General features: G+C 39.3%; 17 protein-coding genes and 1 riboswitch. Of the genes, 15 read left to right on the top strand and 2 right to left on the bottom strand.

Annotation, left to right across the window (positions count from 1 at the left end):
• Positions 1 to 21: 21 nt before the first annotated feature.
• The 10 genes from PLH43_RS00530 (at position 22) to PLH43_RS00485 (ending at position 10,171) form a co-directional block, all read left to right on the top strand.
• Entirely contained in the window at positions 22 to 990 is a 969-nt protein-coding gene (locus PLH43_RS00530; protein ID WP_324358971.1) for an ATP-grasp domain-containing protein, read from the top strand.
• Positions 971 to 2,005, top strand: a complete 1,035-nt coding sequence (gene pseG / locus PLH43_RS00525) for a UDP-2,4-diacetamido-2,4,6-trideoxy-beta-L-altropyranose hydrolase (protein WP_324358969.1) — start codon at positions 971 to 973, stop codon at positions 2,003 to 2,005. The genes PLH43_RS00530 and pseG overlap by 20 nt, the downstream gene beginning before the upstream one ends.
• 4 nt (positions 2,006 to 2,009) lie before the next feature.
• A complete protein-coding gene (locus PLH43_RS00520) occupies positions 2,010 to 2,669 on the top strand; it encodes a class I SAM-dependent methyltransferase (protein ID WP_324358967.1) in 660 nt (219 codons plus the stop codon).
• Positions 2,670 to 2,730: 61 nt separating this feature from the next.
• Positions 2,731 to 3,900: a UDP-4-amino-4,6-dideoxy-N-acetyl-beta-L-altrosamine transaminase gene (pseC, locus tag PLH43_RS00515; protein WP_324358965.1), complete on the top strand. Its 1,170-nt coding sequence runs from the start codon at positions 2,731 to 2,733 to the stop codon at positions 3,898 to 3,900.
• Between the two features lie 15 nt (positions 3,901 to 3,915).
• The gene (locus PLH43_RS00510) at positions 3,916 to 4,860 is read left to right on the top strand and encodes a GDP-mannose 4,6-dehydratase (RefSeq protein WP_324358963.1); all 945 of its coding nucleotides are present in this window, start codon (positions 3,916 to 3,918) and stop codon (positions 4,858 to 4,860) included.
• A gap of 64 nt (positions 4,861 to 4,924) precedes the next feature.
• The gene (locus tag PLH43_RS00505; protein ID WP_324358961.1) at positions 4,925 to 5,320 is read left to right on the top strand and encodes a flagellar protein FlaG; all 396 of its coding nucleotides are present in this window, start codon (positions 4,925 to 4,927) and stop codon (positions 5,318 to 5,320) included.
• A 5-nt stretch (positions 5,321 to 5,325) separates the two neighbouring features.
• Positions 5,326 to 7,845, top strand: a complete 2,520-nt coding sequence (fliD, locus tag PLH43_RS00500; RefSeq protein WP_324358959.1) for a flagellar filament capping protein FliD — start codon at positions 5,326 to 5,328, stop codon at positions 7,843 to 7,845.
• Between the two features lie 60 nt (positions 7,846 to 7,905).
• The gene (gene fliS, locus PLH43_RS00495) at positions 7,906 to 8,310 is read left to right on the top strand and encodes a flagellar export chaperone FliS (protein ID WP_324358957.1); all 405 of its coding nucleotides are present in this window, start codon (positions 7,906 to 7,908) and stop codon (positions 8,308 to 8,310) included.
• Between the two features lie 11 nt (positions 8,311 to 8,321).
• Positions 8,322 to 8,810 (top strand): flagellar export chaperone FlgN, encoded by a 489-nt coding sequence (gene flgN / locus PLH43_RS00490; RefSeq protein WP_324358955.1) that lies wholly within the window; start codon positions 8,322 to 8,324, stop codon positions 8,808 to 8,810.
• A gap of 113 nt (positions 8,811 to 8,923) precedes the next feature.
• A riboswitch (M-box (ykoK) riboswitch) is annotated at positions 8,924 to 9,091 on the top strand.
• 126 nt (positions 9,092 to 9,217) lie between these two features.
• Positions 9,218 to 10,171 (top strand): magnesium transporter CorA family protein, encoded by a 954-nt coding sequence (locus PLH43_RS00485; RefSeq protein ID WP_324358953.1) that lies wholly within the window; start codon positions 9,218 to 9,220, stop codon positions 10,169 to 10,171.
• 5 nt (positions 10,172 to 10,176) lie between these two features.
• Here the strand turns inward: PLH43_RS00485 and PLH43_RS00480 are convergent, their stop codons facing one another.
• Complete coding sequence (locus PLH43_RS00480; protein WP_324358951.1) at positions 10,177 to 11,109, bottom strand: alpha/beta hydrolase; 933 nt, start codon at positions 11,107 to 11,109, stop codon at positions 10,177 to 10,179.
• A 301-nt stretch (positions 11,110 to 11,410) separates the two neighbouring features.
• On the opposite strand from PLH43_RS00480, the gene PLH43_RS00475 reads away from it, so the two are divergent.
• The 5 genes from PLH43_RS00475 to leuB all read left to right on the top strand — a co-directional run bounded on the left by PLH43_RS00475 (position 11,411) and on the right by leuB (position 16,011).
• On the top strand, positions 11,411 to 12,028 hold the full coding sequence (locus PLH43_RS00475) for a DUF2179 domain-containing protein (RefSeq protein WP_324358949.1): 618 nt from the start codon (positions 11,411 to 11,413) through the stop codon (positions 12,026 to 12,028).
• Between the two features lie 46 nt (positions 12,029 to 12,074).
• Positions 12,075 to 12,977, top strand: coding sequence for an AraC family transcriptional regulator (locus tag PLH43_RS00470; protein ID WP_324358947.1), 903 nt, complete (start codon positions 12,075 to 12,077; stop codon positions 12,975 to 12,977).
• Between the two features lie 126 nt (positions 12,978 to 13,103).
• A complete protein-coding gene (gene leuC, locus PLH43_RS00465; RefSeq protein ID WP_324358945.1) occupies positions 13,104 to 14,363 on the top strand; it encodes a 3-isopropylmalate dehydratase large subunit in 1,260 nt (419 codons plus the stop codon).
• Positions 14,364 to 14,417: 54 nt separating this feature from the next.
• Positions 14,418 to 14,921, top strand: a complete 504-nt coding sequence (gene leuD, locus PLH43_RS00460) for a 3-isopropylmalate dehydratase small subunit (protein ID WP_324358943.1) — start codon at positions 14,418 to 14,420, stop codon at positions 14,919 to 14,921.
• 1 nt (position 14,922) lies between these two features.
• Positions 14,923 to 16,011 carry a 3-isopropylmalate dehydrogenase gene (leuB, locus tag PLH43_RS00455; protein ID WP_324358941.1) on the top strand — a complete coding sequence of 363 codons (1,089 nt, stop codon included), beginning with the start codon at positions 14,923 to 14,925 and terminating at the stop codon, positions 16,009 to 16,011.
• A 117-nt stretch (positions 16,012 to 16,128) separates the two neighbouring features.
• Here leuB and lexA read toward each other — a convergent pair whose 3' ends face one another.
• Positions 16,129 to 16,764: a transcriptional repressor LexA gene (gene lexA / locus PLH43_RS00450; RefSeq protein ID WP_324358939.1), complete on the bottom strand. Its 636-nt coding sequence runs from the start codon at positions 16,762 to 16,764 to the stop codon at positions 16,129 to 16,131.
• Positions 16,765 to 17,000: the final 236 nt, after the last annotated feature.

Raw genomic sequence — 17,000 nt, 5'->3', positions numbered from 1 at the left:
ATAAAGGGGGTCGTTTTGCTGATGAATATACTTATTTTAAGCGCCGGTACAAGGTGCCAGTTGATAAACTATTTTAAAGACAGAAATAACGGATTTGACAAGGTAGTGGCTACGGACAGCAGTATATATGCACCTGCTGTCTATATGGCAGACAATCACTATATAGTTCCGAGAATGCATGACACTAATTATTTGCCTATGTTAATTAATATTTGCAAAAAGGAAGAAATCAATGTCATACTTCCTCTACAAGAAGATGAAATAGAGCTTATATCTCAAAACAAAGCTATATTTGAAAATCTGAACATTCTGGTTGCGATATCCGATATCGAGACCCTAAAAATATGCAGGGATAAATATCTGTTGTATAAAACCCTTCTATCAAAGGGCATTTCTTGCGTGGAAACATATGATTATAATTCAGAGACGGATATAATAAAAGATATGACTTTGCCGATAATAGCAAAAGACAGGTTTGGGGCAGGAAGTGTAGGAATGCTTAAAATTGATTCGTGGCCGCTGCTTGCAGAGTTTGCAAAATGCTCACAGAAAGAGCTTGTTGTCCAGCCTTATCTGGAGGTAAAAGAGTATGGAGTTGATGCATATGTTGACTTCATTAGCGGAGAGATTATCGCTATTTTTGTCAAAGAAAAGATTAGAATGAGAGCCGGTGAAACGGAAAAGTCAAAATCTATAAAAGACCAAGAATTATTTAAACTGGTAGAAGACGTTATAAAGGAATTTGACTTTAGAGGTCCGATAGATATTGATGTGTTTAAATATAACGGGGTATATAATGTTTTGGAGATAAATCCCAGGTTTGGAGGAGGATATCCTCACGCATATGAATGTGGCGTGAATTTTATTAAGTTTATTGCAGAAAATGCCAAGGGACGGCAGAATAAACCTGTTATTGGAGAATATGAGGGAAATACGGTTTTATTAAAATATACAGATGCTATGTTGAAAAATGAAAAAGATATGTTTTAGAGTAGATGCAAATCAAAATATAGGACAAGGGCATGCAGCAAGATGTTTGGCTGTTGCAAACGAATTAAGCTCCAATTATGATGCACAATGTTTATTTGCAGTTTCCGATGAAGACAGCGAACGTTTTTTTGCCATGCGCAAAAAAGAAGTGATAAATTTGGGTTTGGCATATAAAGATTACTCTTTATATGCTGCCAAATCCATGGCGAAAATTATAGAAACGGAGCAAGCTTCTATAGTGATAGCCGACAGCTATTATGTAACGTACGAATATCTGTCTTTTCTAAGACAGTTTGCAAAAATAGGCTGCTTTTACTGTGAAAATCGCGTTATGCCTGTAGACTTGCTGATAAACTACAATGTGGATTATGATAAAAGTTTTTATGAACGGAATTATGATTCAAAAAATGTAGAACTGCTGTTGGGAACAGAGTATGTTCCTTTGCGAAAAGAGTTTGGTAAACCTAAATTAGAGAGGAATAATACTATAGAGAAAATATTATTCCTTACGGGTGGAGGGGATCCCCTTAATGTTGTCGAATCAGTAGTCAAGGAGATTAAATCCAGAGATGACTTAAAAAAGTTTAAATTTACATTTGTAATTGGCACATATAGCGAGATTGCGGGGCATCAAGCTTGTAAGAATGAAGATGACCATATTACATATATGGCATCCACCGATAAAATAGCGGATGTAATGAAAGCACATGACCTGGTTGTATCGGCAGGAGGCACAACCATGTATGAGTTGTGTGCTTTAGGCATACCTTCTGTAATATATTCAATGGTGGACAATCAAATTTCGGAAGCAAAATACTTAGGAGAAAACGGCTATTTGGTATATGCCGGAGATGTTCGGACAGACAATTTTTTTGAAAAATTATTGGATAGTATTTTAACGTTGGCCTCTTTAGACGGAGCTTTAGATGAAATGTCAAGCAAAATGAGAACACTAGTAGACGGAAAAGGATGCAGCAGAATTGCATCAAAAATTTATGGGTTAAAAGTAGGCTGATGATATGAATTTGGAATTTGAGAATACTAAAAAATTTTGGGGTGCCGAGATCGCACGTGCCAATCTGATATGGCCGGACGAGAATGTATTACGATTTGTAAAGAGAAATTATAAGCCGGGAAGCATAATTTTAGATTACGGATGTGGTGCGGGAAGGAATGCGATTGCCTTGAGCAAAGAGGGCTATAGTTGTATTGCAATGGATTATACAAAAGAGGCTCTTGATTTGGTTAGGCATAAATCAATGGAAGAAAATCTTAGTATTAGGATTGTAAAAAATACGGGGTTTGAAGTGCCGCTTGAGGAAAATAGTGTGGACGGTATTATAGCAGTGGGCAGCCTGTTTTATAATAGAAAATCAGACAATGTCAAGATACTTGCAAATTTGGCAAAGGTACTCAAACCCGGCGGGAAAATATGGGCCAACTGGAGGACCAAAAGGGATCACCTCTTTGTACGAGGGATAGATATGGGAGAAGGGCTATACAAGTTGGAAACCGGTACTGGCCGGGAAGGATGCTGTTATTTCTTTGCAGACGAAAAAGATATTATAGAAATGTATGAAATGTCCGAACTTAGTATAGAGATGCTGGATGACTATGAATATACAGAAAACAATCGTACTATACTAAATTCGTATTATCATGTGGTGGCAAAGAAATAACAAATAAGAGAGCCTATTGAAAAAATATAATATAAATTACATTTTACAGGGAGAAATACATATGGACAAGAAGGCGGAGAAGAAATTCATACCCTATGGACGTCAGTGGATTGATGAAGATGATATTAATGCTGTAGTTCAAGTATTGAAGGGGGATTATTTAACAACAGGCCCCAAAATAAAGGAATTTGAAGAAAATTTAGCGCAGTATACCGGCGCAAAGTATGCTGTTGCCATATCCAACGGAACGGCGGCACTTCATGCGGCATGCTTTGCCGCCGGGATAAAAGAGGGAGACGAAGTAATTACGACTCCCATTACTTTTGCCGCTTCTGCCAACTGTTTGCTGTACATGGGGGCAAAGCCCGTATTTGCTGATATTGATCCCGATACCTACAATATAAATCCTAAAGAAATAAGGAAGAAGATTACCGAAAAAACCAAAGCAATCATACCGGTGCATTTTACCGGACAACCCTGTGACATGGACGAAATATTGAGAATTGCCGAGGAATACAATCTTGTTGTAATAGAGGACGGAGCCCATGCCCTTGGAGCAGAGTATAAAGGTAAGAAAATTGGAGGTCTGTCTGATATGACCACCTTTAGCTTCCACCCTGTAAAGCATATCACCACCGGTGAAGGCGGTGCAATTACTACAAACAGTGAGGAGCTGTACAAAAAACTCACTCTTTTCAGAACACACGGAATAACAAGGGAAAAGGAAGATTTAACCGAAAATCACGGCCCGTGGTATTATGAACAACAGTATCTCGGTTATAATTACAGAATAACAGATATCCAGGCTGCATTGGGTGTAAGCCAGCTTAAGAAATCCGATAGATTTCTTAAGTTAAGAAGAGATTATGCAAAGCTCTATACAGAAGCTTTTGAGTCAATTAATGAGGTGGTTGTTCCATACCAGCTTGACGGCACAAATTCCTCATGGCATTTGTACATTTTAAAATTTAAGTTAGAGAGACTTAACTGCGACAGAAAAAAGATATTTGAAGAGCTTCAAGCCAGAGGGATAGGAGTAAATGTTCATTATATTCCTGTATACTATCATCCGTTTTACAGACAACTGGGATATAAAAAAGGTTTGTGTCCTCATGCTGAAGATTTATATGAGAGAATAATAACCCTTCCTCTGTTTCCCAAAATGGAAAAGGAAGATGTTTTGTATGTAATTTCAAATGTTAAGGATGTACTTCAAAAACATATTATATAGAAAGGGTGATTTGATTTGAATATATTGGTAACGGGAGGAGCCGGATTTATAGGACGTTGGGTGGTTAAAAAGCTTTTAGATGACGGACACAAGGTGTGGGTATTGGACGACCTTTCAAACGGCCAACGCAAGAATATCGAAGAATTTATGCAAAACCCCAATTTTGCAGGATTCGTTGAAGGAGACATCAAGAACGTTTCTATCTTGGATAATCTTTTTGAAAACAAGTTTGACATATGCTATCACTTAGCGGCAAGCATTAACGTACAGGACAGCATTGACGACCCGGGCACAACATTTCAAAATGATGTGGTGGGAACTTTTAATGTATTGGAGCAATGCAGAAAATACAACACCAAAATTGTTTTCATGAGTACTTGCATGGTATATGACAGGGCAAACGATGAAAAGGGTATAACCGAAGCGCATCCCACAAAACCGGCTTCACCTTACGCTGGCAGCAAGATTGCCGGAGAAAATATGGTTTTATCCTACTGGTATGCCTATAAGCTTCCGGCAGTGGTTATTCGTCCTTTCAATACTTACGGTCCCATGCAGAAATCCAGCGGCGAGGGCGGCGTTGTAGCTATTTTCATAAAGAGAAATCTGGAAGGACTTCCTCTCAATATATATGGGGACGGTTTTCAGACCAGGGATCTGCTCTACGTTGAAGACTGTGCGGAATTTGTGGTGCAGGCCGGCTATTCCGACAAAGTAAATGGGGAAATAGTAAATGCCGGGCTGGGCAAGGATATAAGCATTAATGACCTTGCACTTTTGATCGCTAAAGACAAGGAAAAAATAGTACATGTTCCCCATATTCATCCCCAAAGCGAGATATCAAAGCTTCTGTGCAACTACCAAAAGGCTAGAGAGCTTTTGGGATGGGCTCCTAAAGTATCTTTAGAGGAAGGTATAAAAAGGACTGAAGAATGGATAAGAAGTACACTTGCAACTTAATGCTAAATTAATTCTGATTATCCTCCGATATTCTTAGTGAGAAAGATTCACGGAGGGATTATTTATGAAAATCGATAGCATGGATGCTGCAAATTTACAGGTTTTAAAAATCCAGAGTAAAGATTATCAACCTAATACCATAAATTCCGGCAATAGTCCCGGTAAAGAGTCAGCGGACGCAAAAAAAGTTTTTGCAGATGCATATTTGTCGGAAAATGAGAAGGGCGAGACATTATCCCAAAAGGCAATTATAAATGCAATTGAGAAGGCAAACAAGGCGATAAACGGCATTCATACGCAATTGGAGTTTTCTGTACACGAGAAAAGCAAAGAGATCATGGTAAAAGTTATTGATTCCGAGACTAAGGAAGTTATAAGGGAGATACCGCCGGAGAAAATATTGGATATGGTGGCGGCAATGCTGGAAATGGTGGGAATCATAGTTGATGAGAGGGGTTGAATCTGGTGGCGGTCAGTAGTATTTCGAATATGCTTAATAGAAAAATAAGATTGACAGGTATGTCTTCCGGGCTTGATACTGATGCTATTATAGAGCAGCTGATGAGTGTTGAAAAAGCTAAGGTTGACAAGATAAAGCAGGAAAGACAGATATTGGAGTGGAAGAGGGATACATACAGGGACATAATAAGCAAATTAAGAAGTATTACAGACGAGTATTTCAATGTATTGAAGCCTAAAACAAATTTTACGTCTACGAGTGCGTTTTCATCCTTTAAGATAACTTCAAGCAAGGAATCTGCCGTGACGGCGACAGCCAACGCTGCGGCGGCTTCCAAAGTCCACTCCATAACAGTGAAATCCTTGGCATCTGCGGGAAATATTGTCGGAACATCTGGATTGGTTCAAGGCATTAAAGGAAGCAATACTGTAAGCAGCACTTCTCTTCAGGGAAGAGAATTAAATTTTACTTTGGACGGAGTTACAAAGACAATATCCTTGGAAGATTATGCGGACATCAATGATCTTGAGCAAAAACTTGAGACAGCTTTGGGAAAAGCCTTTGGCGCAGGAAAAATCGATGTTTTGACAACAGGAGGCAAGATAGAGTTTAAATGTCTTGTCAATGGCAGTACATTAACTATAAGCGAACCCGCAAATAATTATATTTCATCTTTAGGTTTTTCAGACGGACAAAAGAACTTTATTACAGGAGGCTCGGATGTAAACTCCGATTATTCATTATACACCAACGGAAGCTTTAAAATAACCGTTGGAAGCGGCGAGGCACAGACCATAAATATTTCGGAGGCAACAGATATAGATGATCTTACAGCTAAAATTCAGCAGGCCATTGACAATAATTCCGAGCTCAGCGGTAAAGTACATGTGAGCAATGACGGAACCAAACTAAGCTTTACAACTCTTTCGGGAGAGACAGTGAAGTTAACCTCCGGGGATTCCAACAATGTGTTGGACAAGCTGGGATTTTCCAACGGAGCGACTGCAACCGGGATAAGTTCAAGTGTTATAGACTTAAGCGGAAACGAAAAGGGTAAAACCTTTATTGTAAATATAAATGGAGTAGACAAAACTATTGAAATAGACAAGAATTACAGTGATTTGGACGAATTGGCATCGTATATTCAGAGCCAGTTGGGAGGCACTGTAAAGGTAACGAAAGACGCTTCAAGCAACAAGCTGATTTTTTCAAGCGACGGTACGGACAAGCTGATATTTAAAAAAGGTCCTGAGGATGGACTGGAGAAGCTGGGATTTGCTGCCAACGACAACAAGAGCAACAGGATAGCTTTTAATATAAGTATTGAATCTTTAAATTCAAAGCTTACAAATAATTTTAATATCACGGACCCAAATGCCAATATTGTTTTTACCATAAATGACCAAGTTATTGATGTGGGTAAATCTTATGCAAATGCAACTATGAATGACGTCATGAATGCTATTAATTCCAGCAAGGCAGGGGTCAAGGTAAGCTATGATTCCCTCAATGATAGATTTATTATGGAATCGAAGACTTTGGGGGCGACTTCAACGATAGAAATCACCGATACGGATCCTTCCAATGGATTGCTTAAAGCAATGGGCCTTGTGGGCGGAACCTATACTGCCGGCAAGGATGCTGAGTTTACCTTGGATGGAGTCACTGACATGAAGCGAGGCACCAATGAATTTACCATAGACGGAGTAACCTACACTTTAAAGGAAGTTACTACCGAACCGGTGACGATTGACGTTAAGGCAGATATAGATGGTGTTGTTGAGAATATAAAGAATTTTATAAACAGCTATAATGATATGATATCTAAAATCAACTCTGTGCTTACCGAAGAAAGAGACAGGAAATATCCTCCTCTTACAGATGACCAAAAGAAAGCAATGACTGAAGATGATATAAGGAGATGGGAGGAAAAGGCCAAATCAGGTTTGCTAAGAAGCGACAGCATATTGGAAAATATCGTGACAAGTCTTAGAAGAGCATTATATGACAAGGTTGAAGGAAGTTCCTTGAGCCTTTACCAGATAGGAATTACAACAGGGTTATACCAGGACAAGGGCAAGCTTGTTATAGATGAGGAAAAGCTTAGAGCTGCTCTTACCGATAATTATGATGGAGTGGTACAACTCTTTACTCAGAGTTCGCAATACACATACAGCCAGGCTTTGAATGATTCCGATAAAAGGTCAGTAAGATATAAAGAATCCGGAATAGCCCAGAGAATTTATGACATACTTCAGGACAACATAAGGACAACAAGAAATGCCAGCGGAAAGAAAGGTGTTTTGTTGGAAAAAGCAGGCTTGGTAGGAGATATGACGGAATATGACAATCTTTTAGTAAATGAAATGAAGGAAAAGGACGAACTGATTGACAATTTATTGGCAAAGATTTATGAAAAAGAGGAATATTATTACAAAAAGTTTGCTGCTATGGAGAAAATGCTCGATGCAATGAACAGCCAGTCATCATGGTTGACCCAGCAATTTAGCAATTATCGAGGCTGATTTGTGAAATAAACAAGCAGAGCGAAGGACTACAACTTATAAACCTTTGGAGGGATTTTAATGGCATTAAAAAATGCATATGATCAGTACAAGGAGAATTCGGTATATACCGCCACTCCTGAAGAACTGACATTAATGCTGTACAATGGCCTTGTAAAGTTTTTGATGCAAGCTCAAATGGCCTTGGACGATAAAAATATTGAGAAGGCAAGCAAAAGCATTATAAAGGCCCAGGACATTATTTCGGAATTTCGCTGTACGCTGGACATGAAATACGATATTGCGCATCAATTGGAGCTTTTGTATGATTATATGTACAGAAGGCTTATTGACGCAAATATAAAGAAGGACAGTGCGATTGTTGAAGAAGTTCTGGGATTTGCGAAGGAACTTCGGGATACATGGGAGCAGGCAATGAAAATTGCAAGGCAACAGAATTCAAGAACGGCTCAAGTGGCTAAATAGGAGAGATTTTAATGATCAATACTCCGGAAGGATATATTCAAACGCTTGTTCAAATATCTGAAAAAAAGCTTAATTGTTTAAAGAACATACTTTCCCTTACCATGACTCAAAATGAAACGATAAACGAAGAAGGCATGGACGGGCTTCAGAATCTTATTGATGAAAAGCAGGCTAAAATCGATGAAATCAACCGTTTGGACGACGAATTCAACGCGTGCTTTACGGCATTCAAGCAAAAGCTTGGGATAAGCAGCTTGGATGAGGCCGGAAGATTAGGCGTAAAGGGTGCAAAAGAGTTACAGGATATAGTCGTAAAGATAGTGGAGCTTTTGAGGGAAATAAGCGAAGCTGAAAAGAAAAATAAAGAAAAGGCAGACAACCTTTTAAATTATCTTGGAGCTAAAATAAGGGAAATAAGAGAAGGCAGAAGAATAAGCTCTGCCTATAGCTCGGCTGCTTCGGTAAGTCCGCCTTCATACTTTTTTGACAAAAAGAAATAGTTTAAAACCTCGGGTTTTTCCGGGGTTTTTATTTTGGTTCATTATTTGTTTCATAAAATTATGTTGACGGTTGACATTAGTATACTTTATTGAATATAATAATAGTGGCAATTAAATATCTTTGTTAGGTGAGGCTCCTATACAGAAAGACGCTGCTGCCCGGAAACGTCGAAAGACGCCAATGGGTTAACAAGCACTACCGGATTAAGGTTTTGCTTAATGCAGCTGGTCTTGTTAGCCTAAGCTGTATAGTGCTAAAGCTCAACGAGGGAAAGATATATTAAAAATAATACTTTAATATGTTTATAGCTTCCACTCGTCTGGAAGTTTTTTATTTGAATAAATAGGAGAAAATATAAAAAGTTTTATTTTATGCCTTTTTAGAGGGATGAGAGGGATGATTTGCAATGATTGAGATCTACAAATCCTACGATACAGATCAATTTCCGGTTAAAATAGAGAAGTTTGAGAAAGGGTGCTGGGTAAATATTGTTTCTCCTACTGAGCAAGAGTTGAACTTTGTTGAAAGCAGCCTTAATATACATCCCAATTTTCTAAGGGACCCTCTTGACGAGGAGGAAAAACCAAGAATAGACGTTGAAGACAACCAGACACTGGTGATTGTTGACATTCCGTATGTGTATGAGGACAAAGATCAAAAAGATATAAAGTATGAGACCATACCTTTAGGAATTATAATATCGGAAGACTACTTTATTACCATATGCAGCAAGGAGACTTTTTTGATTCAATACTTCAAGGCGAAGAAAGTAAAAGACTATTTTACTTTTAAAAAGACAAGGTTTACGCTGCAGATTTTGTATTTGATTGCAAAGGATTTCCTAAGATACCTGAGGCATATTGACAAAAAATCTTATGAGGCGGAGACTTCATTGCACAAGTCTCTTCAAAACAAAGAGCTTTTCAAGCTGCTTGAATTGGAAAAGAGCCTTGTGTTTTTCACTACGTCATTAAAATCAAATGAGATAGTTATGGAAAAACTTTTAAAAGGCAAATATATAAAACTCTATGAAGAGGACCAGGACCTTCTTGAAGATGTAATCATAGAGAACAAGCAGGCTATTGAAATGGCCAACATTTACAGCTCTATTCTAAGCGGCACAATGGATACCTTTGCTTCAATAATATCAAACAACCTGAATGTCGTGATGAAGGTTTTGACATCGATTACAATAATAATGGCGATACCCACTATGATAGCCAGTTTCTTTGGCATGAACGTACAGCTGCCCTTTGGTTTGGATGCCAATACGCCCTTTGCATTTTGGGGTATACTTGGAATTTCAACAGTTATTTCTATTGCCGTGGGAATATTTCTTTACAAAAGAAACATGTTTTAAAGCTGTCACAGTTTTTCAAGAAAGTCCGTCACCTTTTTGATATATTCTTTGGGGTCGGACTGATAGATTTCTCCATGGTCTGCGCCGCCGGTTTCCCAAAATGTAATTGTGTAGGAAGCGTATGCTTTGTATATCAAGCGGCTGTTTTCAACAGGCACCTTGGTATCGTCCTTGCTGTGGATCAGAAGCATCGGCCTGGGATAAACAGCCTGTACGGCCTTTACCGGGCTTGCTTCATCGGGCTCGATACCTGCCAGAAAAAATGTTGCAAGCGTTGTCGGTTTGTTAAACGGAATTGCCGGAAGTTTAGTTAAGCTGTTTATGTTTTGCTCAAAGTAAGCGTCAAGGTCAGAGTACGGGCTGTCTGCTATTACCGCATCAACATCGCTGCTTTCGGCAGCTGCCAGAATACATGTTGACGCACCCGTTGAAAATCCCATGAGAACTATTGTTTCGGAGCCTTTGCCTTTGGCATATTGAATCGCGCCAAGCAAATCATTCTTTTCATAAACCCCGAAGGTTGTTGTGTTTCCGTCGGATTCTCCCGAATTTCTAAAATCAAAGGCAAGCACATTATAGCCTTTATCGAGAAGACTTTTTACAAGATGTATGGTGCTTTCACCGAAATTAAGCCTGTTTTTCCCGTATCCGTGGGCAAGGATTACAGTCTTGTTGCTTCCGGTTACACTAAAGTACCACCCTTTTAACGTAAGCTCTCCGGTTATGTCCTTGAAAGAAACATCGGTATAGGAAGGAACAATATTCGCTGAAAAGTCCAAAATGTTTAATCTCTTCGGATGGATTAATTTCCAACCTGCGAAAACCGATACGGCCGAAACCGCAATAGAACAAATTAAAGCAAGCAGAATAATATAAAATATAATCTTTCTTATAAAATGACTTTTCCGGCGCGAATAGGTCAAAACCGTAACCCTCATAGATATTTCCTCCAAAATTGCCTTGTTTTTTTATTTAAGTATCCAAGAAGTATTTCGGGCAGAAAGACAAACCTGATGATACAAATTAATTATACAAAAAACAAATTTGATTTTGAAGTATGAAAAGGTGTTGAAGTATCTTTATAAATCGGGTACTTAGAACCGAAAATGAGACTTTATAATTTTTAAATCAGAGCTTGAATTTGGGGGTTTTGTCTGGAAGTAATAGGAGGTTGACCGCTACAGAACATATAAGATAGAATTATATGTAACACAAAGTGGAGAGGATGATTCGATTAATATGGAGGATATAATGAGTTCCGGACTGTTCAACTGGCTTATCCTTCCATTGCTTATTTTTTTCTCGAGGATTATCGATGTAACAATAGGAACCATCAGGATTATATTTGTCTCAAGAGGAAAAAAATATCTGGCTCCCATTCTGGGTTTTTTTGAGGTACTGGTGTGGATTGTGGCAATAAGCCAGGTTATGCAGAATCTCAATAATTTTGTATGTTACTTTGCTTATGCATTGGGTTTTGCCACAGGCACTTTTGTCGGAATAATTATCGAAGAAAAGCTTGCGATAGGGACTCTTGTGGTAAGGATTATCGTGGATAAAAACGAATTCGAGCTCAAAGAACAGCTTTCAAAATCAGGATTTGGTGTTACGGCTGTGGATGCAGAGGGTAAAAATGGTGATGTAAAGATAATTTATACAGTTATTAAACGCAAGGAATTGCAGGAAGTTGTTCAAATAATAGAAGGTTGCAATTCGAATGCCTTTTATTCAATTGAAGATGCCAGAAAGGTCAACAAGGGTATTTTTAGAATATCTACGCCAGACGGCGATGGAACAAGGTTTTTTAACCTGTTTAAGGCCCACAGGATGTCCGGGCTTAACAGGAAGATGAAATAGAACGCAGCTGATACCTGGATTATAAAGGTTAATGGGGGTGGGGAAATTGGATAATAATAATATTCTTCCAAAGGCATGGGAGAGCCTTCTCAGTTCATCAACTTTTATTCCTGTGATAGTGAAGACCATTGAGAGGTTTCATGATACCAGCTGGCATATGGAGCCAAACAAGCATGAATGCTTTGAGATGGTGTATATAAAAAGGGGTAAGGCGGTTTTTGAAATAGCGGGTTATCCTGCGGAGATTGGCCCTAATGACATCATTATAATAAAGCCCAATCAGCCCCACAAATTTATTGTCAAGTCCGAGTCCGGATGCGAGTTTATAGTCCTGAGCTTTAGATTTATAAACAGGTTTGACGGTCAATACTCCGATGTCTCTTTGGAAAACTTCCTGGATTTCGTAAGCAGCAAGGAAACTGGAGCTTTCATAACGCTTAAAGTGAGCCAAAAAAACGATATTATAGTTCTTCTAAACAGGATACTCAATGAAAAGGAGAATCCCGATATAGGAAGTGAATTTTTAAACTATCTTTTGGTTATGGAGCTCTTTGTGCTTATTTCCCGCGCTTTAAAGATGGAATGGGAGAACAGTATAAAGAACAAAAGTCCGAAGCTCAAGGAGCTTATACAGGCCTCTGTAAGCTATATAAACAATAATTATGAAAGGGATATTTCCCTAAAAGATATAGCCCGGTATGTTTTTTTGAGCACAAGCTACTTTACCCGGGCGTTTAAGGAGGAAATGGGCATAAGTCCGATAAATTACCTTTTGAAAGTAAGGGTGGAAAGGGCGAAGGAGCTTCTTCGGGATACGAACAACAGAATAAGCGACATTGCTCTAAGTGTCGGATTTTCCAACCAGCAAAGGTTTAACGATATTTTCAAAAAGTATGTAAAGCTTACCCCGCTCCAGTACCGGAAGAATGTGCAAGTCAAAAAACATTAAAAAAGGCTCATAAATTAGGATAAATATCGAGAAGAAAATGAAAGTGGCATAACTTATAATTAGTATTAATATATGAAAGGAAAAAGGCGTTAGAGCTTTATCATATTTTAAAGGAGGTAGTAGATTATGGGAATGACTATGACGCAGAAAATACTTGCAGATCATGCCGGACTTGACAAGGTTTCGGCGGGTCAGCTTATAAAGGCAAAGCTTGACATGGTTTTGGGAAATGATATAACAACACCTGTGGCTGTAAAGGAATTTAAAAAGATTGGTGTCGACAAGGTGTTCGATGTAAATAAAATAGCAATTGTTCCAGACCACTTTACGCCAAACAAGGACATTAAGTCTGCAGAACAGGTCAAGTTCATCAGAGAGTTTGCAAAAGAAATGGGAATAGTGAACTTTTTCGAAATCGGACAAATGGGTGTGGAGCATGCGCTGCTTCCGGAAAAGGGACTTGTGGTGCCCGGAGATGTTGTAATAGGTGCCGATTCCCACACATGTACTTATGGAGCTTTGGGAGCTTTCTCCACAGGAATAGGAAGTACCGACATGGCAGCCGGAATGGCAACCGGAGAAGCTTGGTTCAAGGTGCCTGAGGCTATGAAATTTGTATTGAAAGGCAAGCCCGGAAAATGGGTGGGCGGAAAAGACATAATTCTTCACATAATCGGTATGATAGGAGTGGACGGTGCCCTGTACCGCTCCATGGAATTCACAGGGGACGGTGTGGCTCACCTCTCAATGGATGACAGGTTTGCAATGGCAAATATGGCTATTGAGGCAGGAGGAAAGAACGGAATTTTTGAAGTTGACGAAAAAACGATTGAGTATGTAAAGGAACATTCCACAAAAACGTATAAGGTATACAAGGCTGATGACGACGCAGAATATGTGGCTACATACGAGATTGACCTTTCACAGGTAAAACCTACCGTTGCGTTCCCTCATCTGCCGTCCAATACAAGAACCATTGACAATGTGGGCAACATCAAAATTGACCAGGTGGTAATCGGTTCATGTACCAACGGAAGAATTGAGGATTTGAGAGTGGCTGCAGAAGTCTTAAAGGGCAGAAAGGTGCATGAGGATGTTAGATGCATAATTATTCCTGCAACACAGAAGATATGGAAGCAGGCGATGAATGAAGGACTGTTTGACATATTTATTGATGCGGGAGCTGCAGTAAGTACTCCTACCTGCGGACCATGCCTTGGAGGACACATGGGAATTCTTGCAAAAGGAGAAAGGGCTGTGGCAACCACCAACAGAAACTTTGTTGGAAGAATGGGACATCCTGAAAGCGAGATTTATCTCGCAGGTCCGGCTATTGCGGCAGCATCGGCTGTTTTGGGCAGGATCGGTTCACCGGATGAAATTTAAGTCTAAGCAATATGCCATAGAGTAGAATATGTTGAGATAAAGGAGCGTGGTAAAATGAAAGCACAGGGAAAAGCAATAAAATACGGTGACAATGTGGATACGGACGTAATTATACCTGCAAGGTATTTAAATACTTCAGATCCCAACGAGCTTGCAAAGCATTGTATGGAGGATATTGATACAGAATTTGTATCAAAGGTCCAAAAGGGAGATATTATGGTTGCAGGCAAAAACTTCGGATGCGGTTCCTCCAGGGAGCATGCGCCTATTGCCATAAAGGCATCGGGAATATCCTGCGTTATTGCCGAGACCTTCGCAAGAATTTTTTACAGGAATGCGATAAATATAGGGCTTCCGATTATTGAGTGTCCTGAAGCTGCAAAGGATATATCCGACGGCGATACTGTAAGTATTGATTTTGACAGCGGAAAGATTGTGAATGTGTCAAAGAACAAGGAATATATGGGAGTACCTTTTCCGGAATTTATGCAGGAAATAATAGCTGCCGACGGCCTTATCGGGTATATTAAAAAACAGCTGGGAAGCAAGGAGGCATAATATGGGAAAGTATAATATAGCAGTTCTTCCGGGGGACGGTATAGGACCGGAAGTTATTGAACAAGCGATTAAGGTAATTGAAGCTGTAGGTGAGAAATACAATCACAGTTTTGAATTAAAAGAGGGTTTGTTGGGCGGATGTGCCATTGATGCCACCGGCGAACCTTTCCCCAAAGAGACATTGGAGCTCTGCAAGTCTTTTGATGCAGTTCTGCTTGGGGCTGTGGGAGGACCTAAATGGGATAATCTTCCGGGAGACAAAAGGCCGGAAGCAGGTCTTCTCGGAATACGCGGGGCACTGGGATTATATGCAAACTTAAGGCCCGCGGTTATTTATCAGGCTCTCAAGGGTGCGTCGCCTTTGCGCTCCGATATTGTAAAAGACGGTATTGACATAATGGTGGTAAGGGAGCTTACCGGCGGTATGTACTTCGGTGAAAGAGGAAGAGTACAGACAGAAAATATGGGCCAGGCTGCTTTTGACACCGAAAAGTACAGTGAGTTTGAAATAGAGAGAATTGCACGGCTGGCGTTTGAGACGGCCATGAAGAGAAATAAAAAGCTAATGTCCGTGGATAAGGCCAATGTACTGGAGAGCTCAAGACTTTGGAGAGAAGTAGTTATAAGGGTGTCTAAGGACTATCCTGAAGTGGAGCTTAATCATATGTATGTGGACAATGCTGCCATGCAGCTGGTAAGAAATCCTGCACAATTTGATGTTATAGTTACATCAAATATGTTTGGAGATATTCTCTCCGACGAGGCATCCATGATTACCGGCTCTATAGGTATGCTTCCTTCGGCAAGTCTTGGAGAAGGCTCATTGGGCTTGTATGAACCGATACATGGTTCCGCACCGGATATAGCAGGGCAGGACAAGGCAAACCCTATTGCCACGATATTGTCCGTAGCTATGATGATGAAGTACTCCTTCGGCCTTGGAGATGTTTCCGATGCTATTGAAAATGCTGTGGTAAGTGTGCTTGACATGGGATACAGAACAGCGGACATCGCATCGCCGGATACTCCTCGTGAGAATGTGGTCGGCACCAAGGAAATGGGTAGATTGATAATTTCAAAATTAAAATAAGAATTTTGAGTAGCTGAAAATTACATAGCACATATAATATAAAGGTTCCGGATAGCTATCCGGAGCCTTTATATTTGGCCTCTTGGAATGAAATGAAAGAGGCCAAAGCGAAAAATCTTAATATTTTGTATATTTACCAACAAGTTTTCCGATTATTGTAACTTCATTTCTGTTAAATACTTCTTTACCCAGCAATTCGCTATCAGCCTTTAAAGTGATTAAATCGGGATTTTCGTGATGAGTGTAGTATCTTAAAAGAACGTGGTTTTCATACAATATCAGAACGATATCTCCGTCTTTTAGTTCATAATTTCTGCTTATTACAAGCAAGTCGCCATACTTGATTCCGCTTTCCAAAAGACTGTTGTCCGGACAATCAATTACAAAGCAATCGCTGCTTTCTTGGAATAATTCGGAAGGAACAGGAATGTAATTGATGATGTTGTAGATGCTAAGCAGGTCGTTAACATTGCGTTGGCTTACTTTCTTAATTTTTGGTAAATATACATGAGGTGCATATTGGGAGTTGTTGTTAACAAGCTGTATGGATCTTGCCATACCAACCTCTCTTTTGATGACTCCTTTTTGCTCTAAACGGTTAAGTATTCCCTGCACTGCACCGGGGGTTTTTTCACCTACCAGTTCACCAATTTCTTTTACGGTAGGAGGTATACCTTTGGACTTGATGAAAGATTCAATGACCATGTATACCTTTTTTTGTTTTGCGGTTAAAAAATCAAAATCTGAAGACACATTGACCATCCTTTTACACTTATTTTTATATTTGTATTTTTGAGTAGATTGTACCATGTGGTACCCTCTTCTCTTGTTATACCTCTATAATAGAGAGGCAAACAAGAAAGCATCTAGATTTACATAAAACATTAAATTTAGTTTAGCAAATATAAATGAATATATCAACTTTAATTAATAGAATTATAGTAAATAATATGAATTTTCGTCGAATGGATGTTAACTTTTCGACAAAA

This window comes from Acetivibrio sp. (assembly GCF_035371925.1).
Taxonomy (GTDB): Bacteria; Bacillota; Clostridia; order Acetivibrionales; family Acetivibrionaceae; genus Hungateiclostridium.
Note: the sequence above shows the minus strand (reverse complement) of the source record. Positions and strands in the feature narration are given on the sequence as shown.

Excerpts from the sequence above, each read along its gene's own strand:
- PLH43_RS00530 (WP_324358971.1), top strand. The coding sequence starts at position 22 with ATGAATATACTTATTTTAAGCGCCGGTACAAGGTGCCAGTTGATAAAC.
- pseG (WP_324358969.1), top strand. The coding sequence starts at position 971 with ATGAAAAAGATATGTTTTAGAGTAGATGCAAATCAAAATATAGGACAA.
- PLH43_RS00520 (WP_324358967.1), top strand. The coding sequence starts at position 2,010 with ATGAATTTGGAATTTGAGAATACTAAAAAATTTTGGGGTGCCGAGATC.
- pseC (WP_324358965.1), top strand. The coding sequence starts at position 2,731 with ATGGACAAGAAGGCGGAGAAGAAATTCATACCCTATGGACGTCAGTGG.
- PLH43_RS00505 (WP_324358961.1), top strand. The coding sequence starts at position 4,925 with ATGAAAATCGATAGCATGGATGCTGCAAATTTACAGGTTTTAAAAATC.
- fliS (WP_324358957.1), top strand. The coding sequence starts at position 7,906 with ATGGCATTAAAAAATGCATATGATCAGTACAAGGAGAATTCGGTATAT.
- flgN (WP_324358955.1), top strand. The coding sequence starts at position 8,322 with ATGATCAATACTCCGGAAGGATATATTCAAACGCTTGTTCAAATATCT.
- PLH43_RS00485 (WP_324358953.1), top strand. The coding sequence starts at position 9,218 with ATGATTGAGATCTACAAATCCTACGATACAGATCAATTTCCGGTTAAA.
- PLH43_RS00480 (WP_324358951.1), bottom strand. The coding sequence starts at position 11,109 with ATGAGGGTTACGGTTTTGACCTATTCGCGCCGGAAAAGTCATTTTATA.
- PLH43_RS00475 (WP_324358949.1), top strand. The coding sequence starts at position 11,411 with ATGGAGGATATAATGAGTTCCGGACTGTTCAACTGGCTTATCCTTCCA.
- leuC (WP_324358945.1), top strand. The coding sequence starts at position 13,104 with ATGGGAATGACTATGACGCAGAAAATACTTGCAGATCATGCCGGACTT.
- leuD (WP_324358943.1), top strand. The coding sequence starts at position 14,418 with ATGAAAGCACAGGGAAAAGCAATAAAATACGGTGACAATGTGGATACG.
- leuB (WP_324358941.1), top strand. The coding sequence starts at position 14,923 with ATGGGAAAGTATAATATAGCAGTTCTTCCGGGGGACGGTATAGGACCG.